At 66.8% G+C, this 25909-nt stretch carries 17 protein-coding genes and 1 pseudogene; 4 read left to right on the top strand and 14 right to left on the bottom strand.

Translation table 11 applies throughout. The annotated features are described in order from the left end of the window. Positions 1-124 precede the first annotated feature (124 nt). Positions 125-745, bottom strand: a complete 621-nt coding sequence (locus ACWETB_RS07185; RefSeq protein WP_449742659.1) for a LysE/ArgO family amino acid transporter — start codon at positions 743-745, stop codon at positions 125-127. Between the two features lie 71 nt (positions 746-816). On the opposite strand from ACWETB_RS07185, the gene ACWETB_RS07180 reads away from it, so the two are divergent. After that, positions 817-1740: a LysR family transcriptional regulator ArgP gene (locus ACWETB_RS07180; RefSeq protein ID WP_452210223.1), complete on the top strand. Its 924-nt coding sequence runs from the start codon at positions 817-819 to the stop codon at positions 1738-1740. A 19-nt stretch (positions 1741-1759) separates the two neighbouring features. Here the strand turns inward: ACWETB_RS07180 and ACWETB_RS07175 are convergent, their stop codons facing one another. Next, positions 1760-3166, bottom strand: a complete 1407-nt coding sequence (locus ACWETB_RS07175; protein ID WP_449742657.1) for an MFS transporter — start codon at positions 3164-3166, stop codon at positions 1760-1762. A gap of 103 nt (positions 3167-3269) precedes the next feature. Then, the gene (gene ku, locus ACWETB_RS07170) at positions 3270-4196 is read right to left on the bottom strand and encodes a non-homologous end joining protein Ku (protein WP_452210221.1); all 927 of its coding nucleotides are present in this window, start codon (positions 4194-4196) and stop codon (positions 3270-3272) included. A gap of 75 nt (positions 4197-4271) precedes the next feature. On the opposite strand from ku, the gene ACWETB_RS07165 reads away from it, so the two are divergent. Further along, positions 4272-6692 (top strand): ATP-dependent DNA ligase, encoded by a 2421-nt coding sequence (locus tag ACWETB_RS07165; protein ID WP_449742655.1) that lies wholly within the window; start codon positions 4272-4274, stop codon positions 6690-6692. A 37-nt stretch (positions 6693-6729) separates the two neighbouring features. After that, positions 6730-7500 carry a dienelactone hydrolase family protein gene (locus ACWETB_RS07160; protein ID WP_452210218.1) on the top strand — a complete coding sequence of 257 codons (771 nt, stop codon included), beginning with the start codon at positions 6730-6732 and terminating at the stop codon, positions 7498-7500. Between the two features lie 5 nt (positions 7501-7505). Here ACWETB_RS07160 and ACWETB_RS07155 read toward each other — a convergent pair whose 3' ends face one another. Then, a complete protein-coding gene (locus ACWETB_RS07155; RefSeq protein WP_452210216.1) occupies positions 7506-8678 on the bottom strand; it encodes a Fic family protein in 1173 nt (390 codons plus the stop codon). Positions 8679-8755: 77 nt separating this feature from the next. Beyond that, the gene (locus tag ACWETB_RS07150; protein ID WP_452210214.1) at positions 8756-9601 is read right to left on the bottom strand and encodes an SDR family NAD(P)-dependent oxidoreductase; all 846 of its coding nucleotides are present in this window, start codon (positions 9599-9601) and stop codon (positions 8756-8758) included. 141 nt (positions 9602-9742) lie between these two features. On the opposite strand from ACWETB_RS07150, the gene ACWETB_RS07145 reads away from it, so the two are divergent. Then, complete coding sequence (locus tag ACWETB_RS07145) at positions 9743-10480, top strand: metallophosphoesterase (protein ID WP_449742652.1); 738 nt, start codon at positions 9743-9745, stop codon at positions 10478-10480. Positions 10481-10491: 11 nt separating this feature from the next. On the opposite strand, the gene ACWETB_RS07140 is transcribed toward ACWETB_RS07145, so the two are convergent. The 9 genes and pseudogenes from ACWETB_RS07140 to ACWETB_RS07100 all read right to left on the bottom strand — a co-directional run bounded on the left by ACWETB_RS07140 (position 10492) and on the right by ACWETB_RS07100 (position 25909). Next, entirely contained in the window at positions 10492-13290 is a 2799-nt protein-coding gene (locus ACWETB_RS07140; RefSeq protein WP_452210212.1) for a hypothetical protein, read from the bottom strand. Then, on the bottom strand, positions 13287-15056 hold the full coding sequence (locus ACWETB_RS07135; protein ID WP_452210210.1) for an HSP90 family protein: 1770 nt from the start codon (positions 15054-15056) through the stop codon (positions 13287-13289). Before ACWETB_RS07135 ends, ACWETB_RS07140 begins: the two co-directional genes overlap by 4 nt. 590 nt (positions 15057-15646) lie before the next feature. Further along, entirely contained in the window at positions 15647-17203 is a 1557-nt protein-coding gene (locus ACWETB_RS07130) for an HNH endonuclease signature motif containing protein (RefSeq protein ID WP_348809673.1), read from the bottom strand. Between the two features lie 601 nt (positions 17204-17804). Further along, positions 17805-20066 (bottom strand): annotated as a pseudogene (locus tag ACWETB_RS07125) (SulP family inorganic anion transporter). 124 nt (positions 20067-20190) lie between these two features. After that, positions 20191-21201, bottom strand: a complete 1011-nt coding sequence (locus ACWETB_RS07120) for a YdcF family protein (RefSeq protein ID WP_452210324.1) — start codon at positions 21199-21201, stop codon at positions 20191-20193. Positions 21202-21344: 143 nt separating this feature from the next. Further along, on the bottom strand, positions 21345-22847 hold the full coding sequence (locus tag ACWETB_RS07115) for an NAD(P)(+) transhydrogenase (Re/Si-specific) subunit beta (protein ID WP_452210208.1): 1503 nt from the start codon (positions 22845-22847) through the stop codon (positions 21345-21347). Then, complete coding sequence (locus ACWETB_RS07110; protein ID WP_452210206.1) at positions 22844-23149, bottom strand: NAD(P) transhydrogenase subunit alpha; 306 nt, start codon at positions 23147-23149, stop codon at positions 22844-22846. Before ACWETB_RS07110 ends, ACWETB_RS07115 begins: the two co-directional genes overlap by 4 nt. Continuing rightward, complete coding sequence (locus tag ACWETB_RS07105; protein ID WP_348806522.1) at positions 23149-24228, bottom strand: NAD(P) transhydrogenase subunit alpha; 1080 nt, start codon at positions 24226-24228, stop codon at positions 23149-23151. Before ACWETB_RS07105 ends, ACWETB_RS07110 begins: the two co-directional genes overlap by 1 nt. A gap of 265 nt (positions 24229-24493) precedes the next feature. Beyond that, positions 24494-25909 carry a hypothetical protein gene (locus ACWETB_RS07100; protein WP_452210204.1) on the bottom strand — a complete coding sequence of 472 codons (1416 nt, stop codon included), beginning with the start codon at positions 25907-25909 and terminating at the stop codon, positions 24494-24496.

Genomic DNA, 25909 nt, shown 5'->3' with positions numbered 1-25909 from the left:
CACACCACGGCATCGACGAACAGCGTGACATCGGGGCAGGACACCGGGGCAGGACATCGGGGCGGTGGCCCCAGTGCCGGGGCACCAGGGCGGTGACACCAGGGCAGGCATCGGGGTGCGCGTGTCACACAGACGCGATCAACGCGGCGCCCATACCGATCATGATGACGGCGACGACGGCGTCGAGGATGCGCCACGCGTGCGGTTTCGCGAACAGGGGAGCCATCCGCCGGCTTCCCCCACCGAGGATGGTGAACCACAGGATGCTCGCCATGCAGGCGCCGATGGCAAAGGCCCACTTGCCGTTTCCATGTCCGTTGGCGATCGCGCCCATGGTCAGCACGGTGTCGAGGTAGACGTGCGGGTTGAGCCAGGTAAGTGCCAGGGCGGTACCGATGGCCATCCAGCGCGACGTGTTCGCCGCCTCGCCGGTATCGGTGGTCATCCCGGTGCCGCTGCGCAGGCTGCGCTTGGCGGCCATCAGTCCGAGCACGATCACGTAGGCGCCGCCGAGGAGTGTGGCCACGGTGATCAGCGTCGGATGTGCGCTGACCAGGGCACCCAATCCGGCGACGCCCGCGGTGATCAGCACGACGTCGGACACCGCGCACACCGCCACCACCTGGGCCACGTGGGCTCGGCGCACCCCCTGCCGCAACACGAAGACGTTCTGCGGGCCGATCGCGATGATCAGACCCGCTCCGGTCAGTAATCCGGCCAGGGCCGGCATCCAGAATGCGCTCATGTCTTCGACGCTACGAGCGCGCCGAACCCGCGTACAGCGAATCTTTTTCAGGAATCATTAGAATCACTTATGTGGAGTTGGAACCGGACGGTCTGGAGACGCTGTCGGCGGTACTGCGTGGGGGAACCTTCGAGGCCGCCGCCCGGTCCCTGCACATCACACCGTCGGCGGTCAGTCAGCGCATCAAGGCGATGGAGCACGGCGTCGGACGTGTCCTGCTGAGACGGACGAAGCCGGTGCAGGCCACCCGCGACGGCGAGATCGTGATCCGGCTGGCCCGACAGTGGGAGTTGCTGCGCACCGAGGCGGAGCAAGAGCTGGTCGGCTCAACCTCCGGCGACCACCCGCCCGACGACCCGGCCGCCGCACCGCAGTTGATCCATCTGCCGATCGCCGCCAATGCCGATTCGCTGGCCACCTGGCTGCTGCCGGCGCTGGCGCGTTTTCATCACTCGAATCCGGGTGCGGTCGAGGTGATCCGCGACGACGAGAGCCGCAACTCCGACTACCTGCGCAGCGGCGAGGTGCTCGGCGCCATCACCTCACTCCCCGATCGCATCCGCGGCTGCCACACCCAGCCGCTCGGCTCGATGCGCTACATCCCGGTCGCCACACCCGGATTCCTCGCCCGCTGGATGCCGCAGGGCCCCACCGATGCCGCATTGGCGCGGGCCCCGATGGTGCACTACGACCGGCGCGACAACCTGCAACGCGAGGCGTTGCGTCTGCTCACCCGGATACCGAGCGATCCGCCCGCGATCTACATCCCGGCATCCACCGAGTACCACCGCGCCATCGAATTCGGGATGGGATGGGGCCTGACACCGCGCGTCCAGATCGCCGACGCACTCGATCACGGCAGGCTGGTGACCATCACCGACCGGCGCGTCGAGGTCCCGCTCTTCTGGCAGTACTGGAAACTCGCCTCGCCGTTGCTGTCGGCACTGACCGAGGAGATCACCCGATCCGCCGCCGAGCACCTCACCGACGACTGATCCGGGGTGCCGCAGAAACTCAGGGCGCGGCGGGCGGGTCGTCCCGATCCTCCTGTGACACAACAGTATCGGGCTCGACGGTATTCGGCTCGACGAACGCCGCACCGGTCATCTCGTCATGCACCACCGCCGCCGCAACCGCCTGCGCCTCGTCGGTGAGCGGATGAGCCACCTCGTCACGCCAGAGCCGGGCGGCCAGATAGAACCCGACGGCGACGGGGACCGGGATGAGTCCGCACAGCACGAAGGTGGTGGTCACGCCGATCGCGTGACTGACCGGAGCGACCAGCGCCATCGACACCGGCATCAGCACCACCGAGACGAAGAAGTCGAGGCTGGCCACCCGGCCCAGCAGCGCCGGCGGCACCCGACGTTGTAACAGCGTGCCCCACAACACCATCGGGCCGTCGTACAGGATGCCGGTGAGGAATCCGGCGACGATGAACACCCAGGTGTGTTCGGCCACACCCATCAGCACCAGCGGCACCGACGACAGACTCCAGATGCCGAACATCAGAGTGAGATATCGGCGCGGCATCGGAATCGACGCGAACACGAACGAACTCACAGCGGCCCCGACACCGAATGCCGCGAGCACCAGCGAGTGATCGCCGGCCCCACCATTCACCCGCTCGCGCAAGGCAAACGGGATGAGCACCTCGATCGGTCCCATCGTGGCCAGCACCAGCACGGTCGCGAAGAACAGCGTCGCCCACAGCCACGGCGTGCGCCACATGTACACGAATCCCTCGGCCAGGTCGGTGAGCACCGAACGGACCACCGGACCACGCAGGGTGGCCGGGTCGCGACGGACGGCGACCGGCCGCATCAGCAGATAGCACAGTGCCGCACCGACACTCGCGATCGCGGCGATGATGGACGCCTGCGCCGGGGCGGCCACCGAGATCACCGCACCGGCGACCATCGGGCCCACCGCCTGAAACAGCACCGGCCGCGCGATTCCCTCGATTCCGTTGGCCGCCTGCAGCTGTGCGGGTTCGACGATCGCCGGCAACAGCGCCGAGTACGCCGGGTAGTACATGCCGGTGGTGATGCCACCGAGAATCGCGGCGATCACCACGATCGGCAACGTCAGCACCCCGGTGAGTGCGCAGATCGCCACCATGCCGAACGCGATCATCTTGACGATCTCGAGGCCGACGATGATCGACCGCTGGGAGACGCGGTCGGCGAGTACGCCTCCGAACAGCGTCGAGATCACCATGCCGGTGGCCGCCAGGCCCGACGCCAACGACACCTGCCCGGGGCCGCCGCCGATCTCGATGACCTGCCACACCACCGTCACGGTCCACACGCCGTCGGAGAACAACGCCAGCATCAACCCGAACACCAGCCGCCGGTACTGGGCACCGGAGAACGGGCGCAGCACCCGGGGCAGCGACGAGGTGGACACCGAGGAACTCACCTCACGAGCTTGCCTCACACGTTCGGATCAGGACAGTCGATTTCCGGGCGCCGGGCCGGCGCAACCTCCGCGGCACCACCACCGCGGCACACCCTCGCGCCGGTCAGCTCGCCCGCCGGGAGGCCTTCTTGGCGGGCGCCTTCTTGGCCGCGGTCTTCTTCGCCGGGGTTTTCTTGGCGGGCGCCTTCTTCGCGGCGGCCTTCTTGGCCGGGGCCTTCTTCGCGGGCGCCTCGTCCCCGTCGGTATCGGCCGACCGGTCCTTCACCGACGCCCGCAGCGCCGCGAGAAGGTCGGCGACCTCGGAGTCCTCGTCGGTCTCGGAGTCGTCGTCGGACTCGGGGAAGGCCTGCTCACCGCCGGCCTTGGCGTCGATGAGCTTGCTCAACTCCTCCTGGTAGGTGTCGGAGAACTCGCTCGGGTCGTAGTCCTGGGCCATCGAGTCGATCAGCGACGACGCCATCTGCAGTTCCTGATCCCGGATCTCGATGTCCTCGCCGAGGAAACCGAAGTCGGGAGTGCGGACCTCGTCGGGCCACAGCAGCGTCTGCAGGGTCATCACACCGGGCTCGATCACGCGCAGCGCCGCCATCCGCGTCCGGTTGCGCAACGTGAACGACGCGATCGCCAGGCGCTCGGTCTCGGCCAGCGCCTTCGCGAGCAGCACATACGCCTTCGGGGATTTCGAGGACGGCTCGAGGTAATAGGGCTTGTCGAAGTAGATCGGATCGACCTGATCGACAGGGACGAACTCCAGGATCGAGATCTCCGGGCTCTTCTGCACCGGCAGCGACGACAGGTCGTCCTTGGTGAGAATCACCGTGTCCCCCGCCGACGACTCGTAGGCGTTGGCGATGTCGGAGAACTCCACCTCGGTGTCGGTGCCCTCACGCACCCGCCGATAGCGGATGCGGGTGCCGTCGGACGAGTCGACCTGATAGGACTTGCGGTCGTGACTCTCCGTGGCGGAGTACACCTTGACGGGCACGTTCACCAGGCCAAAGCTCAGATCGCCCTTCCATATCGAGCGCATGGTCGCCATTGTGCCATCCCCCGACGGCGTCCGCGGCCTGCCGCGCACAACAGATCGACGTGGCACGCTTGGTTCATGGTGGGTGGACAGAGCCTCGAGGTCGACGGTCGCACGATCACGGTGACCAATCTGTCCAAGGTCCTCTACCCGCAGACCGGGACCCGCAAATTCGATGTCATCGACTATTACGCACGCATCGCGCACGTCATGCTGCCGCATCTCGCACGCCGTCTGATCACCCGGAAACGCTGGCCCAACGGTGTGGATTCGACACCTTTCTTCGAGAAAACGGTGCCCGAAGGGGTACCCGACTGGGTGAGTCGGCACGGCGTCGAACACAGCAGCCGGATCATCGAGTACGTCATCGCCGACTCCCCCGCGACCCTGGTGTGGCTGGCGCAGATGGCCGCCCTGGAACTGCACACACCGCAGTGGCGGCTTCCCGAGCACGGACCCGCCGACGCCCCGGATGCGTGCAAGGCCAATCGGGTCGTCTTCGATCTCGACCCCGGTCCCGGTGTGCCGCTGCGTGAGGTCGCCGAGGTGGCCGGCGCCGTCCGCGAGATGCTCGACGACGTCGGAATCGCCTGCTATCCGGTGACCAGCGGCGGCAAGGGAATTCACGTGTACGGCCGGTTCAACACGCCGGTCTCGCCGGATTCGGCGCGCAAGGTCGCCCACCGGGTCGCGTCGACGCTGGAGTGGGAGCATCCCGACGCGATCACCGCGTCGATGTCGAAGGCCAAGCGCGACAACAAGATCTTCATCGACTGGAGTCAGAACAGCGCATCCAAGACCACACTCTCACCGTATTCGTTGCGCGGCCGCGAACAGCCGTGGGTGGCCGCGCCCCGCACCTGGGCCGAACTCGCCGACCGCGACATCACTCAACTGCTCTACACCGACGTCCTCGAGCGCGTCGAGGAGGACGGCGACCTGCTCGACGGACTCGACGACCCGTACGACGATGCCGACAGCACCGTCGCCGGCCACCACGATGACGACGACGCGGATGATGCCGACACGGGCGGCGGCACGGACGGCGACACGCCGCGTTCCGGCCAGGTCATCAACCTGCGCGATTACCGGCGCAAGCGTGACTCGTCGGCCACCCCCGAACCGTTCGGCGACGAGAACACGGCCCGGCGTCGCGCCCAGTCGACCGACACCGCCGCGGCGGAGCCGATCTTCGTGATCCAGGAGCATCACGCCCGCCGGCTGCACTACGACTTCCGCCTCGAACACGATGGGGTGCTGGTCAGTTGGGCGGTGCCGAAGAATCTGCCGACCGATTCCGACCAGAATCGGCTCGCCGTGCAGACCGAGGATCACCCGTTGGACTACGCCGATTTCGCCGGTGACATCCCGACAGGCGAGTACGGCGGCGGGCATGTGGAGATCTGGGATCGGGGCACCTTCGAGACCGAGAAGTGGCGCGCCGACGAGATCATCGTGCGACTCAAGGGCGATCGCATCCAGGGCCGCTACGCGCTGATCCGCACCGGCGACAAGAACTGGCTCGCCCACCTGATGAGCGACGAACCGCGCCCGATCCTCCCGGACAGCCTGCGTGATCCACGGCCGATGCTGGCCACCGACGAGCCGATCGACGGCCTCGACAACGAGAAGTGGGCATTCGAAGGCAAGTGGGACGGGTACCGGCTGCTCATCCGCTCGATCGGTGGCGAGTTCCGCCTGACGTCGCGTTCGGGCCTCGACATGACCAAGGACTTTCCCGAACTCGCCTCCATCGCCGATGATCTCGGTCTCATCGACGCGGTTCTCGACGGCGAGGTGGTGGCGCTGGACTCGTCGGGCCGCACCAACTTCACCCTCCTCGCCGGACGTAACGCCACCGACGCGGACTACACCCTTAAGCTGTATCTGTTCGACGTGCTGTATCTGAACGGAACGTCGTTGCTGCGCAAGCCGTGGTCGCAGCGGCGCGAGCTCCTCGAGGAACTCGCGCCCGCTTTCCGTCATTCGCGCTACGTCGAGGTGCCACCGCTGTTGCCGGGTCCGGGTGCGGTGGCCGCCGAGTACAGTCGCGAACATCAGATGGAAGGCGTTGTGGCCAAACGTCGTTCGTCGGTGTATCAGCAGGGTAAGCGATCGTCGTCGTGGCTCAAGCACAAGAACTGGAGTGACATCGAGGTCGTCATCGGCGGCTGGCGACCGGGGCGTGGCAACCGTTCACATACGATCGGTTCGCTGCTGCTCGGCCTGCCCGAGGAGACCGGGCTCCGGTATGTCGGCCGGGTCGGAACCGGGTTCACCGAAGCCCAATTGTCGTCTCTTGCCGAGGAACTCGAGCCGCTGACGATCAGTCGCTCACCATTTCTGGACAAGATCGACCGTCCGGTCGCGGCCAACGCCGTGTGGGTGCTCCCCAAGATTGTCGGCGAGGTGCGATTCATGGACTGGACCAGCACCGGCCACCTTCGCCATCCCAGCTGGCGCGGTATCCGGCGCGACAAACTTCCCGGGGATCTCTGACCTCCCGGTTCACATCACCGTTCGAAAGGAGACATCGATGTCCGCACCAACCGGCGAGATGATCACCCTGGCCATGCCCGACGGCACAGCCGAAGCCTATGTGGCACGCCCGGATTCCGCGCCGGACGGGTCCGTCCGGCGGGGCGTGTTGTTCTTCATCGACGCCATCGGGTTGCGCCCACAGACCCGCGCCATGGCCGACCGCATCGCCTCCTGGGGATACGTCGTGTTGGTACCCAACGTCTTCTACCGCAGCGGCACCGCCGCGCAGACCTCCCCGTCAGAGCCGCTGTCGGATGCCGACGCCCGAGCGGCGTTCATGGCCGAGGCGATGCCGCGGGTGCGTGATCTGACCCCCGATCTGGCCACGGGTGACATCGAGGCGTATCTGGATGCACTGCACGCACTTCCGCGTGTGGCTTCGGGACCCGTTGCGGTGACCGGCTATTGCATGGGCGGACGCCTGGCCCTGCTGGCGGCGGCAACCCGGCCCGATGACGTGGCCGCGGTCGGCATGTTCCACACCGGGCGACTGGTCACCGACGATCCGGACAGCCCGCATCTGCACCTGGACACCGTCACCGCCGAGATCCTGGCGATCCACGCCGACCACGACCGGTCGATGGATCCGGAGGCGATCGCCAAACTGGAACATGCGCTCACCTCGGTAGGCGTCACCCATCACACCTCCGTGTATCCCGGTGCGCCGCACGGATACACGATGGCCGACACCCCGATGTACAACCACGATGCGGCCGAGTATCACTTCGTCGAGCTGGAGAGACTCCTGGAACGCACGCTGGGGTGATCGGTTCAGCCGCGCCGGCCGGCCCGCTCGGCGAAGGCGTCCAGGGCATCGAGGACCTCCGGCGCGCGCCACGCGCGATTCCTGGACCGGTCGGTGAACTCGACGACGATCCCGGCATCGAGCAGCGGTCCCACGTGACGTCGCGGATGGTCCGTCGAGATACCGAGTTCATCGCGCAGCACGACACCATTGACGACGGGACGACGAACCAGCAGGTCGGCAACCCGCCACACGGCCGCATCCTTGCGTGCCGTGATGCTCTCACCCCAGCGCTCACGGATGTCGCGTAACTCCGTCACCAACTGCCGACCGTTGCCGACGGCGCGGATACTCGCGTCGGTGAACCGTTGCACGATCGGCACGAGGTCACCATGCCGAAATGCGGTCAGGGCGGCGAAGTACGCATCGGTGTCGGCGAGCAGCCCGGCGGACACCGGCACGGTGACCCGACGAGTGAGGTCCCTGTGACGCAGCATCGCCTGTACCAGGGCGCGTCCGGTCCGGCCGTTTCCGTCGGTGAAGGGATGGATGGTCTCGAAGTGCGCATGCGCGACCGCAATGTGGGCGAGAACCGGCGGATCATCGCGCCGGATGAATGCGAGAAGGTCGTCGATGGCCGCCGGCACCCGCGAATGGTCGGGCGGTACGAACGTCGCCGACATCGGACTGTTCCCACCGCCGATCCAGACCTGCTCGGTCCGCCACCTCCCCGGTGTATGGCGCGGCTCGTTGCGCATCAGCGCGGCGTGCATCGACAGAATCGCTTCGGCATCAAGGGAATCCGACAACGCGACCGCTGCCACCAGTGCTGCGGTGTTCGCCACGATGGACTCGGCGTTCGCCTTGCCCCGCCCGCCGGGCAACTCGGCCTCGGCAATCGATCGAGCCGACGCCGTCAGATTCTCGATGCGCAAACTGGCGGCCGACTCCGATCGCAACAACACCGCGGCGAACGGCGCGATCTCACCGCCGAGTTCGGCATCGAATCGCGCGACCTCATGCCCGGCATGCTCCATGTCGGCGCGAACATCGGCGGGCACGGCGATGTCCAGGTCGGCGATGTCCGGGGACAACGGCAGCCGAGTAGGGTCGGCCCTGCGTGAGCTGCGCCGGTACCCCTCGTCGAGCCGAGGAATCCATTGCGGCGTCTCGTAGGTGACCGGCTCAAGTGTCGCCATGTCTCCGCGACAGCGACAAATACTGCAGAAGTGTCGCCATCATGCCCGCCCGTGCCGCGATCGAACCTTCGCGATCCCTACAGACCCTGCCGTTTCCGTTGTCCGGCAACGAACCTCGCGGCCATCGTCTGCATCAGCCCCGGTGCGAGCCGGGAGAACCGCCACGCCATCCGCGCCTGGACGGGCACCACCAGCAGTGGGCGATTGCGGGCGATGGCATCGAGTGTCTCCGCAGCCAGCCGTGCCGCCGGGTACGGCGTCGAGATCCCCTGTCCGGACAGGTAATACGTGCGTCCATCGAAGCCGCCGACACCGTCGGCGTCGAGCATCGGTGTCTCCACCGCAGCCGGACACACGGCCAGCACCCCGACGCCGTGCGCGGCCGCCTCCGTGCGCAGCGCCAGCGACAGCCCCACCACCGCATGCTTGCTCATCACATAGCTGGTCAACAGCCCGGCTGCGGTCAGCCCGGCCATCGACGCGGTGTTGACGATATGCCCCGATCCCTGCCGGATCATGTGCGGATAGGCCGCCGCGACGCCGTGGATGACCCCTCGGATGTTGACGTCGACGACGGTGTCCCACTGCTGCGGCGTCAGCATCTCGGTGTTGCCGCCGAGGGCGATTCCGGCGTTGTTGAACATCAGATCGAGGTGCCCATGGCTCTCGACCACCGAGTCGACGATCCCGCGGACGGCCGCCGCATCGGTCACGTCGAGGTGTGCGGCGCCGACGGTGCCGGGTAGCGCGGCGCACGCCTCGGCGACCCGCTGCGCGGCGGCGAGGTCGACGTCGGTGCACACGACGTCGACGCCGGCGACGGCCAGTGCCGTCGTGAATGCCGCGCCGATCCCCGACCCACCCCCGGTGACGATCGCGGTCCGACCAGCGAAGGTGTCGCTCGCGCGTCGTCGTCGGACCATCGGCCAACTCTGACAGTGAGCCACACCACTGTCAATGTCGGCAGGTTGTCCATATCGCACTACGGGTGTCGCCCGACCCTCGGCGTGCCCGCACCAGGTCATACCGTTAGCCTCATGTGAGTCGAGGACCAAGGAGCTCGTGTGTTCGTTGTCGCCCACATCAGCGACCTTCACTTCAATGGGACGCGGTTCAACCGCGCCCGTATCGAGTCGGCCCTGAGATACATCAACGCACGCGCCGACGGACTCGATGTCCTCCTGGTGACCGGCGACGTCGCCGACGAGGGCAGTCCCAGTGAGTACGTCGAGGCCTACCGCGTGCTGGACTCGCCCCTGCCGATGCTCATCACCGCGGGCAATCACGACGAGCGCGGCAACTTCAGCGCCGAACTCGTCGGAGAACGGACCACCAGCGCCATCAACTCGTCGCTGCTCGTCGACGACGTCCTGCTCTTGTCGGTCGACAGTTCCATCCCCGGCCGCAACGACGGCTACCTCGACGACGACACCCTCGCCTGGATGTCGGTACAGATCGAGGCGGCGCCGCCGGACACCCGCGTGCTGGTGGCGTTTCATCACCCTCCGGTGACGATCGGTATGACGTTCATGGACACGATTCGTCAGACGGGCGAGGAACGTCTCGCCGAGCTCGTGGTGCGGTACCCGAACATCGTCGGATTCGTCTGCGGTCACGCCCATTCGGCATGCGTCACCCGGTTCGCCGACCGACCGCTGTGCATCGCACCGGGTGTGGCCTCCACGCTGAACCTGCCATTCGAGGGCACCGAGATCATCAACCGTGGTCAGCCGCCGGGGATCGCATTCCACCTGATCGACGGCGACCGGTTGATCACGCACTTCCGTGCAATCATGTTCTGACCCGTTCGGCGCTACTCGCCGTTCTGGGACTCCACGATGTACTCGCGGAACCCGAGTAGGTTCTCATCGTCGGGCGCATGCACGAGGGCTTCGTCGAGATGGGCGAGCGCCCGCGCGGTGTTGCCCTGTTCATGTTCGAGTCGGGCGCCGATGCGGCATGCGGCCACCACGACGGGCGTCCAGTCATTGGTTGCGCCAAACTCTTTCGCCCCGTCGATGAGGTTGCGTGCACCGTCGGGGTCGGAGAACTTGCGAACATCGGCGATCACCAGGTCGACCCGCACGCGCAGGGCGACGGTGTCGACGTCATCGGGCAGGGTCGCGAGGATATGCCCGGCCCGCGCCAACCGCGCTTCGGCGGTGGCGTGATCACCGATGTAGAAGGCGGCCGCACCCGCGCCCCGCAACGCATCAGCGGCGTCAAGTGATTCGCCGGCCTCCTCGAAAAGCACTGCCGCAGCGGTGTAATCGGCTCCCGCCGCGTCGTCGAGGTCGACCAGATCGTTCTCGTCGGCCCGGAACCGCAGCATGGAGGCCCGGATCGCGGCGGGGGTGTCGTCGGCCAGCGCATCGATGACCGCGGAGATCGTGGCGACCGCCTCGGTGTGCAGCCCGGCGCGCGCTTGGGCCGTGGCGATGACACGACGCCCGCGATCCGCAGATTCCAGGTCATCATGTGAGAGCAGCCGCTCGGTGGCCGGCACCGCGATATCGAGCACCGACCGCGGATCGTCTCCGCGGTCGAGCATGGTGCCCGCGAGATCGATGGCCACCGCGTCGGCCGGGTGGGCGAGGCCTTCCACGGTGAGCACGGCCTGTGCCTGCTCGGCGTCATCGATGGCACCGTCGAGATCACCTGTGGCCGCACGGATCTGGTGCCGGTACATCAGCACTTCGGCGCGCTGCACATAGCGCGAGTGGGCCAGCGCCTCGTCGAGCAGCGGCAACGCCCCCTGGAGATCGGTCTGCTGCTGTTCGGCCGTGGCCGAGCGAAGCACCTCGACGAGGCCGGTGCCGGCTTCGAGTCGTTGATCCGGAGTGGCGGCCGTGGCCAACGCGCGACGCGCGGCGACGACCGCGGCATCACTGTCCCCACCGGCGTCCTGCCCGGCGGCGTTGCGCAGATTCGCGCGCGTCCGCAACAAACCCGAGCGTATCGTCCATGCATCGCTCACCGGCGAGTCGTCCTCGTCGGTCAGTGCCTTCGCCTCGTCCGGGTCCCCGAGCGCGTTCAGGGCTCGATCGACGGAGTCCATCGCCCGGTCGCGGTCCCCGAGATTCGCGAAGACCATGGCTGCCACCTTCCAGATATTGGCCTGTCGTTGCGGTTCCCAACTCGGATCGGGACCCTGGAAATCGTCGAGGTCCTCGCGGGAGGCGGACCCCGATTCGATGGCCAGCGCGGTGGCGAGAAGGCGTGACTGCACCGCCCAATGCGGACGGCCCACCGCGACAGCACGATCGGCCGCGGCATGCAGTGCGGCGATCGCCGTCTCGGGATTCCCGCGCTCCTCCCAGGCAAAGTGGTTCTCCGCCTGCACCACATCGACGGGATCGAGTTCGTCGAGATGGTCTCGCAACCGTCGGGCACATTCCTCGGCGCGACGCATGGAGGAGTTGCGGAACGCGAATATCCCCGACAGCAGGCCACGCGCGTCGCGCCTGGAGACCGGGATGACGTCGGCGGCGGGGTGCCCCGTCGCCCGAATCGCCAGCACCATCTCGGTCTGCTCGGAGACGACGGTGCTGTGGTTGCGGACGTCGAACCGGGCGGCCAATGCGCGGGCCCGCCCGGCGAGGTCGTCGGCGAGCTCGGCCACCGGCCGCTTCTGCGGCGGCTCTGACAGCGACAGTCGTTGCGGCACCGTGGTATCCGGGTCGACCGCAGCGAGCGAGGCGAAGGTGGCCGCCAGCGCTGCCGCCTTGCGCAGCTCCTCCATCGGGCTGTACGGATTCACGAGGTCGTCAATGCGGCGCACCGCCAGTTCGTGTGCCGCGGCGAGTTCGTCGACGAGCAGCAACCCGACGATCGCGTCGGCGACGGTGGCGGGTGGTTGCGGCAGTCGACCGTAGACCTCGTCGATCGCGCGGGCCGCCCGGATCACGTCGCCCCGGCGGCCCTGCCGGGCGTAGGGCACGATGAGCGGTGCGTAGGTTTCGGCGGGAAAGAAGTTGCAGCGATTCCCGTCGTCGACGAGATCGGCCTCGACGAGGGCGATGGCCAACTCGTCGCGACCCATCCGGGCGTACAGTTCGGCGATCTCCGCCCGGGCCCCTGCCGCGCAGGTGTTCTCCGGTGCCGCGAGATACTGCGCATCGGCCAGCATCTCGATGGCGCGATCCGGATCTCCTTGGTACATGGCCATTCTCGCCTGGGTCAGACGCACCACCGATGCCGCCTCGTGCCCGTCGGCGGTGGCGCGCCGGGCCCAGTCGTCGGTGAGCGCGTGGATCTGTTCCACACTCATCTGCGGCAGTTCGTCGATCTGCTCGACGAGTCCGGTCAGGCGAATGTGCAGGGTGGCGATGTCGTCGGAATCCAGTTCCAGTGCAGGGCCTTTCGTGTCGATCTCACGAAGCAGCCAGGCGGACAGGGTGAGGACATCGGTCAGCCGGCCCGACCACTGAGCCGAGGCAACCGCCTCCAGGCGTGCATAGAACATCCAGTACGGATCGCCGATCGCGTCGGCGCGGGCGATCAGTGAGGGAAAAGGGGTGAAGTCCTCGTATCCGAACCGGGGGTCACCGTAGCGGGCGTACCAGAGGTCGCTGCGGAACTGGTTCAGATCGTCGGCGGCGTCGAGGGTCAAGACTTCTCCGTTCGGGTGGCGAGTTCGGCGAGGGTGGTCAGGGCATCGTCGACCTCGGCGGCCACCGAACCGCGAACCGGTCGTCGGGTGCGGATGGCGGCCTGTCCGTACAGGGTTCGCAGGACCGCGCCCTGCACCGTGGTGTCCGCAATGTGGTTGAGGCGTTTGATCAGCGGATTACCGGTGTTGAGCACCAACGCCGGCCGGGTGTCGACGGCGGGGGCGTCGTCCTCCAGGGAGGACAGCGCCGACAGCCAGACGTCGGGTTCGCCGTCGACCTCGGCGAGCATCTGCGCACGATCGTTGGCCAGTTGCGCCGAGTCGTCGGTGATGAGCAGCGAGGCAAGGGTTTCCGGCTCGAAGGAGCCCAGTTCCACGCGGCATCCGAACCGGAGGAGCGCGGTGCGGGCGGCGTCGAGGAGGCGGGCATACTCGTCGCGGACGTCGGGTGTCGGGGTGGCGATCGTATTGAGCAGATACTCCTGGCCGATCACCTCGCAGGACAGATCCGGGTTGGCGCGCACCAACTCTCGGAGAACACCCGACTCGAATGCGTGTCCGGCGTTGATGAGTCCGACGCCGCGGTGGGCGAGGATGTCGCCGAGCACCCGGAAGTCGTCGACGCTCGCCGTGTACCGCATCGTGGTGAACCTGGCCCGGAAGGCCGACGGAGCCATCGCACCGAAGTTGGTCTCGAACAGGCAGTGCCGGTCGACGAACCGTAGGAGCTCCGGTGTGCCGGTGGCGATCGCCTTGATGCCCATCTCGTGTACCGACAGGAAGCGTTCACGCACCGAGGTGTTGGTGCCCAGGCCGATCAACCACTCCTGGACCTGGGCGGCCAGGCTGTCCCGCACCTCGGTGAACAGTTCGTCCTTGACCAGGCCCTCGCGAGATGCGGTCAGCGAGAGCGCCGACGCGTCGACGACCAGTCGGACGAAGTAGGCCCAGTCGGGCAGCAGGTCCGGGACATCACCGACGGCCAGACCCTTCACATAACATCGATGGCCGGACCGGTGGGACGTGCCGGATGATCCCGGCCGCACGAACGCGACGCCGCGCAGTCCGGCCTGCCCGACCTCCACCTCGAACGATTCGAGCGGCGTGAAGCCGAATTCGTCCTGGCAGAACCCGATTCGACGGGCAGCGAGGTCACCGGCGTTCGTGCCAGGTCCAAAGGGGTTGGCCGGCATGGTGAGTGGCTCACCGTTGACCCGGATGGGAGTCGGGTGCAGACCCGCGTATTCGGTGGCGAGGGATCGCACGGCATCGGCACTCACCCACTTGTCCGAACCTCGCCGGACCCGAAGGGTGATGGTGGTCCCCGGTTCGGTCCGGTGTCCGGCATCGACCTCGAACGACCCGGTCATCGATCCCGTCCATCGCACCGGCGGGTGACCCGGCGCAAGCGAATCGACCGCTACCTCGTCGGCGACGAGGAACGCGCTGAGCATGCCGACACCGAATTGGCCGATGGTGTCCTCGGTGGAGAATCCGAGCTCGTCGCGTTTGGAGCTGCGACCGATGGTGCCGAGCAGGTCACCGATGACGTCGGGCGACATCCCCGTTCCCCGGTCCGTCAGTGTGAAGGTGTCGCCATCGACGTCGATGTCGATGGCGCTGGTCGACTTTCCGGCCACGGTCTGTGCGTCGATCGCGTTCTGCAGTAGTTCGCGGACGTAAACGCCTGGATTCGAGTAGAGATTGGTCCCCAACACATCGATCAGGGAGCGCAGGTCCACGTCATAGCCACCCCGAATGGTCATGCGGGCCATCCTAGGGGGTGGCCGCACCGACGCCCGATCGGCGTCCGTTCACCCGAATGAACCCACCGAGCTGTCGGCGCGCCGTCGGAGCCGCCGCATCCCGCCGGTCGAGCCGCCCACCCCCGGTCGAGCCGCCGCCGCCCATTCGCCGGTCGAGGAGCGAGGAGCCCCTGGGCGACGAGCCTCGAGACCACGCAACACGACGCTGGAACCCGATCACAGCACAGCACCACCCGACAGCAGGCCGAAGCCAGCCGCCTACCGCGGATTCGTGGTGATGGTTTCCCCGGACACGAGGTCACGCCACCCATCCGCCGGTCGAGGAGCGAGGAGCCCCTGGGCGACGAGCCTCGAGACCACGCAACACGACGCTGGAACCCGATCACAGCACAGCACCACCCGACAGCAGGCCGAAGCCAGCCTCTTACCGCGGATTCGTGGTGATGGTTTCCCCGGACACGAGGTCACGCCACCCATCCGCCGGTCGAGGAGCGAGGAGCCCCTGGGCGACGGGCCTCGAGACCTCGCAACATGGAGCTGGAAAGCGGTTGCAGCGCAGCACCACCCGGAGGCAGGCCGAAGCCGGCCTCTTACCGCGGATACGTGGTGATAGTCTCCCCGGTGACCGGGTCTCGCCACACCACAGCCCGATCGGTGAGCATGGTGGGGATCAACAACCCCATATGTTTTCGCTGATGGCACGCGATGCACAACGGCATCAGGTTGAACTCCACGGTCCAACCACCGGTCTTCGGATCGCGGTGCACAAACTTCACCACGTGATCGATCTGGCATTCACTGGCCGGCCGACCGCAATGGGGGTACCGGCAGGTGCCATCCAACTCGATGATCTTCTCCCGCAACCACGCCGGTATCCGATACGTCAACGCACCCTTCGGTGGGGTGAGGTAGCCGCCGTGCCCGCTCGGGTCAATCGGCGTTGCGGGGAACGGGATGTCGGGGCGGCGCCAGGCTGCGGGTACCCGATCCAACGAGGTCACGATGCCGGCGGTGCGCGGGATCTCCAGCCCGGGGAACTCCAAGACCTCGACCAGCCCCAACCGAATCAGGTGAGCGGCATGGGAATCATCGATCACCCCGAAGCCCGCCAGCCGGGCTTCGCGCTGCCCGACCGGATCGATGGCCAGATCCAGAAGCAGCTGCGCGTCGGTGTCGTCGTCCGAGTCTGCCGATTCATCCTCGCCCTCGGCGCCTGCATCGGCGTTGTCAATGGTGTCGCTCTCGGAGAAGTCCAGTTGCGCAGCGCGATCAGCATCAACATCATGCGGTAGATCGCCGGCCGGGTCGAGATCGGCAGGTTCCTCCGGCAACGGCACCGCGCGCGGGCAGTCGTCGAGTCCGCACTCACACGACAGATGCGCGCCGGGCAGTCCTTGGATCTCGGCGAACGCCGCGACCCGCTGCTGACCGCGGCGACGCGGATCACGAGTGCAGATGCGGACGTTGATCATCTTCGCGATGCGTGCCGCGAGGTGCGCGCCCATCTCCCCGGGCGCGTAGACGGAGATGTTGCAGTGCCCGTTGGTGTCTCGCCGCACCCGCACATTCTGGTCACGTTCGGCCGCGTCTTCTCGCCGGTCTGCGGCACCATCGGGGTCCAGCGCGATCACCATCTCGGCGACCTGATCCCGCAGGGTCGGATCGGCCTGATTACGTTCGGCGATCTCCAATGCGCGGGTTTCGGCGAAGGCGCGGACGTCGTCGTCGGAGAGGACGACGATCTCGTCGGCGATGATGCGGATGCGTTCCAACGAGTGGTCACCGTCGAGGAACGCTGCGGTCACCGTCGGGAGCGTCGACAGCACAGAGCTCAATGCCATCCAGGCTTTGGCTTTGGGGACTGAGACTCCAAGGCCTGTCGATATCTTGCTGGTGGCGGCTTTGTCGGCGCCGTCGTCGGTGTGGCAGTTGATCTCGTGGCCCGAGGTCAGCATGTCGAGGAAGACGCTCTGCCCGATCCGCGCCGCGGACAGGACTTTCCGAGCGATGACCTGTCGTTCCTGGCGTTGCAGGGAGCGGGCCAGGACGGTGGCGGCTTCGCCGGGGAGGTGATCGATCATGGCGGCGTCGTCGGGGGTCATCGACAGTTCTGGAACCTGCTTGGTCTGAATCATTGTGTCGGCCATGATGTTCACCTCCTCGGCTCGGTCGGATCAACTGAAGTGAGTCAAGTGTATCGGCGACCACCGACAACTTTCTCCGAAGCGGAATCGGTTGGGGGTGAATGCTGTCAGTTCTGTCACGCTTGGGTTCGGTTGGCAGTGGACCGGTTTCGCTGTCGAGTTGCGGAGGTCTCGACACGGCTCGTCGCTTGCGCTCCCCACCGGCTCGACCGGCGAGACGTGGGTTCGGTTGGCGGTGGCCCGGTTTCGCTGTCGGATTGCGGAGGTCTCGACACGGCTCGTCGCTCGCGCTCCTCACCGTCTCGACCGGCGAGAGGTGGGTTCGGTTGGCGGTGGACCGGTTTCGTCGTCGGGTTGCGGAGGTCTCGACACGGTCCTCCGCTATCGCTCCGGACCGGCTCGACCAACAGAAAGGGCCGGCTCGACCAACGGGGGAAGGGTCCCGCTCGAGACGGGGGTAGAGTGCCGGTCGGCCAACGGAAAGGGGCGGGCTCGGCCAGCGGGTGGGACGGCTCGACCGGCGGAAGGAGCGGACCGGCTTGACCGGTAAGGGAAGGGCTCGGCCGGCGGGGTTGTCCACCGCCGGCCGAGCCGTATCCGCCATCTATCCCAACGCGGGTTGAGCTTCGGCGGCCATTGGCTTCACGTGATGTCCCACCCCGGCGAGGTGGATGCCGGTCTGGGTGACCTCGTAGACCCGCGCGGCGCGAATGTCGTAGTAGAGACCGACGATCCGCAGGGTCGACTCGGCCGCTGCACGCCCGACGACCGGGTGCCTCGTCAGAGTCTCGACCTGCTTGGCGACGTTGACCACCGCGAGTTGGTCGACGTCGTCGAACCCGAGGGCGGCCGCCGCCCGGCCGGCCGGATGCCCGAGTCGCTGCGCGGCGAGACTCGGGAATGCACGATCCAACCAGCGCTGCAGTGCGGAGTCCGGGTTGCTGCCGGTTTCCGACGCCGCGAGGGCTCGCATCGCCCCGCACGAGGAGTGGCCACACACCACCACCGACGTCACGCCGACCTCGGAGACCGCGAACTGCAGTGCCGCCTCGGTGGATTCATCGGAACCGCCCGACGGTACCAGGTTGCCGACGTTGCGGACGGTGAACAGATCCCCGGGGCCACTGGAGGTGATGATGTTCGGCATGATCCGTGAGTCGGCACAGGTCAGGAAGAAGCCGTCGGGCCGTTGGTAGTCGACGACGTCGGCCAGGTGTGCGCGCATCACCTCGGCGTGGTCGCGGTGATACTCGGTGACCCCGGCCATGATGGACCGCAACGCCGGCGGGACGTCGGCGACCTGCGAATCGGACCATGTTGCTCGGCTTCGCCACGGGGTCAGCCCCACCACGCCACCGGTGTGCCGCTTCGGTGGTGCCTGCGCCGCGTCCGCCAGCCGGGCCTTTCCGCGTTCGAGTATCTGAACCGTCGCACCTCCACTGCGGCGCAACCGAATCCAGTCCTCCAGCATCTCCGATGCCGCGTGGTCGAGGAAGTCGGTGTCGAGTTCGACGGTCACCGGCACGTCGTCGGGGATGCGGCGCAGCACACTGTTGACCCGCGGCAGCGACAGGAAACTCAGTGACCCACGAATCCGGATGACGTGGGTGTCGTCGGGCATCTCGTCGACATGGATGTCGGCGCGGATCACCCGCCACAAGACCAGTGCCACCGCGAGTGCGAGCCCGATGGCGACGCCCTCGAGCAGGCTCAGGAACACGACCGAGACCACGGTGACGCCGTACACCCACAGGTCACCGGTGCGCAGTGCGGTCTTCATGTGCGCGAGCTTCACCAGCTGCATGCCGATGACGACGAGCAGGCCGGCAAGCGCTGCGGTCGGGATCTGCTCCACCAATGCGGTGAGGAAGACCGCGAACACGAACACCCAGATACCGTGCAGCACAGCGGACCACCGGGTACGGGCACCGGTGTTGACGTTGGTCGTGCTGCGCACGATCACCCCGGTCACCGGCAGGCCGCCGAGTGCGCCGGAGAGCATGTTCGCGCTGCCCTGCCCGAGGAGTTCGCAGTTGAAGTCGCTGCGCACCCCGTCATGCATCTTGTCGACCGCGACCGCCGACAGCAACGATTCGACGCTGGCGATCAGGGCGACGGTCAGGGCTCCGAGCACGAACCCCGACCAGTTGTCAGTGGGCAGCTCCGGCAGACTGATGGATTCGAAGAAGTTGCCGTCCAACGTGATCCGCTGGATGTCCGGGCCTGTGACAGCGGCGACGACGGTGGCGATCACGATCGCGCCGAGCGGTCCGGGCACCTTCCGTATCGGCGCGGGCAGATACTTCTATCCGACCAGCAGGGCGATGACGAGGAAGCCGATGAAGGCCGCCGACCACTGTGCGTGGTTGACCCGATCAGGCAGTTCGGTCAGGTTGGTGACGGCAGAACTCGATGACGAACCGCCGAACAGTACGTGAATCTGTTGCAACGCAATGGTGATGCCGATGCCGGCCAGCATGGCATGAACGACTACTGGTGCGATCGCCAGCGCGGCGCCGGCAATCCTGCTGAGCCCGAAGATGATCTGCAGGATGCCCGCGCACACCGTGATCGCGCAGGTGACCTTCCAGCCGAAGTTGGCGACGAGTTCGGCGACCACCACCGTGAGTCCGGCCGCCGGCCCCGATACCTGCAGCGGGCTCCCGCCGATCAGTCCCGCGACGATGCCGCCGACGACCGCGGCGATCAATCCCGCCATCACCGGCGCACCGGAAGCGATGGCAATACCTATCGAAAGTGGCAGCGCCACAAGGAAAACCACCATCGATGCCGGTAGGTCGTAGCGGACCACGTCTCGTATGGTCGTATGCGCATGTTGTTGTCGGATTCCCCCAATTGATCCCATATGCCCGAAGGTACCGATTTCTCGTGACATCAAGGTTTCGGCGCAAAAGGCGGCGACGTGAGAATCGCCGCGAACCCCGTGGCGACGTGGGCTGCGTCACGACGCCGGTGTCACCGTGCTCAGCTCATCCGGCCGAACCCGAAACTCCCAGTTGCTCAAGGATCTTGCCGCCGATATCGCCGATCAGGCCCGGTCCGACGTCGGGCAGTTGATCCGACGGCAGCAGCGGTTGCCGCGACGCCGGCAGCCCGGCGGCGCGGGTGGCCTCCACCCGGATACCGGTCTGCTTGTCCTTGCTCAGCGGCGTCGCGTACTTTGTCAGGTCCGTCGGTGTGGTGACGGCACCGGTGACCGAAAGTCCGGCCGCGGCGAAATCCGCTGCGGCACGACGGATGTGATTCGGTGACGTCACGAGGACGACCGAGCTGATGCCACGGGCGGCCAGGATGGTGGCACTGTTCTGCGCATTGGACATCGTCGAGACCGACCGGTCCTCGGTGACGATCCGGGAGGCGTCGATCCCGTTGTCCACCAACCAGGTACGCATCGCGGCGGCCTCGGTGAGGCCGTTCTGCGGCTTGCCGCCGGTGACCACGATCGGAGCCGTCGGGTCAGCCTGCGCCTGAGCTTTTCCGGCCGCCAGGCGTTTGATCAACTCCGGTGCCATCTTCCCTTGCGGACTGAGCCCGAAACCGAGGATCACGATCGCCGGATTCCCGGACGTGGCAGCGGATTCGGTACTCGGCACGATCGCCGCGGCATCGGTGACCCCGGTGATGACCCGCCGCGCTGTCGCCACCAGCAGCGGGTTGACCACGGTCAGCCGGTCCAGGGCGGTGCGTCCGGAGTCCGCGTCATCGATCTGGTCGGCCCAGATGGCCTGCAGCGCCAGGGATTGGCCGTCGCCGGGCGAGAGGGTGAGTAGCTGCCGCAACTCCGTCAGGCCGCCGGCGACATCTCCCGCGGCGAATCGTTGTTGCGCGGAGTTGTACAGCGACGACGGGTCGACGCTGACCGCGACCGGTCGCAGGCCACCGTCGTCGGTCGGCTGCGTGGCCACGACGACCCCACCCAGTGATGCAACGGCGACGGCACCGATCGCCAGCCGTCGGTACCGCCGTTTCACCTGAGTCACACCAGTCACTTCAGTAACAGTAGGTGTGAGCGTCGCGTCCTACCACCTCGGCGACGTTTCGTCTCGATAACAAAGCTCTCCACCACACACAGACAGGCGGCAGGGGAAGATGACTTCCCCTGCCGCCTGTCAGGACGAACGTGTCAGAGCGCCTTGAGTTCCTCGATGATCGACTCGACGGACTTCTTCGCGTCACCGAAGAGCATCGACGTCTGGTCGAGGTAGAACAGCGGATTTTCGATACCGGCATAGCCGGAGGACATTCCGCGCTTGAGGACGATCACCGATCGGGCCTGATCGACGTTGAGGATCGGCATGCCGTGGATGGGCGACCCCGGATCGTTGCGAGCAGCCGGGTTGGTGACGTCGTTGGCGCCGATGACGATGGCGACGTCGGTGCGGCCGAACTCGCCGTTGATGTCGTCCATCTCCTTCATCGCGTCGTACGGCACATCCGCTTCGGCGAGAAGCACATTCATGTGTCCGGGCATACGACCGGCGACCGGATGGATGGCGTACTTGACCTCGACACCCTTGGCCTCGAGCAGCGACGCCATCTCCTTGACGGTGTGCTGCGCCTGGGCGACGGCCAGGCCGTATCCGGGCACCACGACCACTTGGTTGGCGTACGACATCTGGATCGCGGCGTCGGCGGCCGAGGTGGCCTTGACGGTGCCTCCGGCCGCTCCGGCAACTCCGGCGCCGCCTTCGTCACCGCCACCGAACGAGCCGAACACGATCGCCGGGATGGAACGGTTCATCGCCTTGGCCATCAGGTTGGTCAGGATCGAACCGGAGGCACCCACGATCATGCCCGCGACGATCATCGCCTGGTTGTTCAGCGCCAGACCGGCTGCCGCAGCCGACAATCCGGTGAGCGCGTTGAGCAGCGAGATGACCACCGGCATGTCGGCGCCACCGATCGGGAACACCACGAACAGCCCCATCACACCGGCCACGACGAGCAGCGCGACGATCCAGAACCACGGGGTCGCCGAGGTGGAGTCCGCCGACACCCCGATGTAGACCGCGATGGCGATCGCCGCGATGGCCAGGATGATGTTGGCGAACTGGAAACCCTTCGCGGCGGCGACGAGCTTCTTCTCCAGATTCTTGTTGAGCAGTTCCTGCAGCTTCGCGAAAGCGACGAGCGAACCCCAGAACGACACCGAACCGATGATCGCGGCGAACAGCGAACCGACGATGACATGCACGTCGGGGGTCTCGTGCAGGGCGGTGAAGCCGTCGGACTCGATGTACTCGGCCCACGCGATCAATGCGACGGTGCCACCACCGACACCGTTGAACAGTGCGACCAGCTGCGGCATGGCCGTCATCTTGGTTTTCAGCGCCGGCGGAATACCCAGCGCCACACCGACAGCCAGACCGACGACGATGAGAATCCAGTTGATCGACGGGACGCCCGCGTCACCGGCGTTGTTGTAGACGCCGATCAGCGTCGCGACGATGGCGATCCCCATGCCGACCGCGGCGATCCAGTTGCCACGCACCGCGGTCTTGGGTCCGGTCAGTCCCATCAGGCCGTAGATGAACAGCGAGAAGGCGACGATGTAGAGGGCGGTGACGCCGTAGCCGAGTGCCTCGGAGACCTGTCCGGACTCGGCGGCGAGAATTGCGGCGCTCACTTGGCGGACTCCTTCTTACCCTTGAACATTCCCAGCATGCGGTCGGTCACGGCGAAGCCGCCGACCACGTTGAGGGTTCCGAAGACCAACGCGACGAAGGCGATGATGCGCACACCCCACCCGGCGTCGGCGGGCAGAGAGCCCAGCACCACCAGCGCGCCGAGCACGACGATGCCGTGAATCGCGTTGGTACCCGACATGAGTGGGGTGTGCAGGGTGTTGGGGACCTTCGAGATGACCGCGAAGCCGACGAAGCCGGCCAGGACCAGAATGGCGATATTCGCCAGAAGTTCGGTGTACATCAGGCCGCCGCCTCCTTGGTGACACACGACGCGGAGATGACCTCGTCGGTGAAATCGGGTGTGAGCGCGCCATTCTCATCGAGCATCAGGTCGATGAGGGCGAACAGATTCTTCGCATACAACTCGCTGGCATGTTCGGGCATGGTGGCCGGCAGGTTCAGCGGCGAGGTGATCGTGACGTCGTGTTTGACGACGGTCTGACCAGGCTCGGTCAACTCGCAGTTGCCACCGGTCTCGCCGGCGAGGTCGACGACCACGCTGCCCGGCTTCATCCCCTCCACCGCGGCGGCGGTCACCAGCCGCGGTGCGGGACGGCCGGGTACCAGCGCTGTGGTGATGACCACGTCGAAACCCTTGATCGCGTCCTCGAGCGCCTGCTGCTGCTTCGCACGTTCCTCATCGGTGAGTTCGCGGGCGTATCCGCCCTCACCGGCGGCGTCGATGCCGAGGTCGAGCCACTGCGCACCGACGGAGCGGACCTGCTCGGCGACCTCGGGGCGCACGTCGTATCCGGTGGTGCGCCCGCCGAGACGCTTGGCGGTGGCCAGCGCCTGCAGGCCGGCCACGCCGACACCGAGCACCAGCACCGTCGCCGGCTTCACCGTGCCGGCAGCCGTGGTCAGCATCGGGAAGAACCGCGTCGACAGGTCGGCGGCCACGACGACCGACTTGTAGCCGGAGACGTTGGCCTGCGAGCTCAGCGCGTCCATCACCTGAGCACGCGAGATACGCGGGATGGCCTCGACGGCATACGCCTCGATCCCGGCGTCCTTGAGCGCACCGATCTTGTTGTCGGCATTGCGCGGGGCGAGGAAGCCGATCAGCTTCTGTCCACTGCGCAGTTTGCCGATCTCCTCATCCGAGGGCGGCGACACCCGCAACACGACGTCGGCGGAATACGGATCGCCGATCGTCGCGCCGGCTTCGACGTATGCTGCGTCGGGAATCAACGCGCCCAGCCCGGCGCCCTCCTCGACGATGACGGGGACCTTCTTGCCCACCAGTGACGCGACCACCTTCGGGACAAGCGCCACCCGACGCTCACCCGGGGCCGTTTCGCGCACGACACCCACACTCATTGTTTTTGCTGTCTTTCGCCTCGTCGGTGCCGCCGCACGGGGCGGCACACCAATCAGTCGGTTTCACACCGGCGACGACGACTCGGCCCGGTCGGTTCGCGGATCGGCCGTGCCGCGGTGATGCTTATCGTGTGCGGCGACGGATCACATCACCGCATCGGGAAAAAACGTGCGACGAACATAACATGACCTCAGTCGATGAGGATCACCACGTTGGGTTGGTCACTTTTGCTTGACGCGGGCCGTACTGGTCACATGACGCAGGTCACGATGCCGGAGTGGCGGAGGTCACGGCCGACGTGGCGGATGTCGAAGCGGGGGCGTCGTCACCGGTGCTGCTCGGAGCAGGCGCCGGAGCGGATGACCCGGTCACCGTCGTCGAGCCGACCGCGATGGTCGCAAGTCCCGAGAGCACATCACCCAGACTCTGACGGTCGGTTGTTGTGACCGGCGTGGTGGTGGTTGTTGCGGCCCGGCCGGTGGTGTTCGCCGAGGTGGTGATCGGTGTGGTGGTGCGCGGTGTGGTGGTGAGCGGGGGCGCCTTCCACGTCTGCCCTGCGGCGGCCATCGCGTCCGGATCGGTCACCGGGACCGGCAGGCCGAGTTTCGCAGCGATCTGTACCTGCAGTTCACGCGGCGTGGGGATGTCGACACCGTTGACGGTGGACCTCTCCCCCGGCATCGGCACCGGGACCAGCTCGTCGAGGGCGTCGTCGAAGGCGGTCGGCACCGGTATGCCCATGCTGCGCAAGAAGATCCCCCACGGGTTCCCGCCGTCGAGGACGACATAGGTGGTGGCACCGACCTGGGTCTGCGAGATGACGTCGTACTGGTTGACCAGATCGCCCTTCTGGCCGTGGATGGTGGCGCCCGGCCCCAGGTAGAAGAGCGTGGCGAAGGGATGCGCGAGCGGATTTCCCAAGCCGCACACCGCATCCCCGCGAACGCAATAGGAGATCACCCGGATGTCCCCGGTGGCCGACTCGTCGCGGGGACCGTTGGTGTAGACGCCGTCGATGATGCTCGGGAAAACGCTTTCGATGCCGGTGTTGGGGAATCGGGTGTCGGCGCCGTTGATGACGACGACGTCGGCGTCGGGGATGGCGTCCGGGTCGCCGGCGAGTGACTTCTGATGCAGGAGGTAGGCGACGTTCATCGCGACGGGCACGCTCTGCGAGTAACCGTTGAGGATGATCGTCCCGGTCTTCCCCTGCGCCGCCCAGGCGGCTTCGGCGGCGGCGAGACCGGCGACGGTGCCCGCATCCACGGAGTCGTTGTAGGTGCCGGTGCCGACCAGGTTGAGCGTGGTATCGCCGACGACGAAGCCGAAGGCCTGCGGGTAGTCGACGAAGCGGACCTGCGGATCGTTCGGGTCGTAGAACCCGATGCTCACCGTGCGTTCGTACTGATCGCCACCGACCGCGGAGCTCCCGCCGACGATGTCGTCGCCGGTGACCTCGGTGAAGTCGGAGGTTCCGGGTACCAGGATGACCGTCGCATCCCGACTCAGGTCGGCGGGCAACCAGGACGGCCGCTCCCGGATGACGGGCGCCTCGTACCAGGACGTCGGAAACAACCCGGCTCCGAGTGGGGCCGCGGCGGCCGCGCCCGTGTCGGGTGCCGATGTCAGAACCAGGGCGGCCGCGCAGGCGGTGACCGCAGTCATGGTCAGTCGACGCAC

The organism is Gordonia sp. NPDC003950 (assembly GCF_053605205.1).
This window is presented reverse-complemented; position numbering and strand designations above follow the sequence as displayed.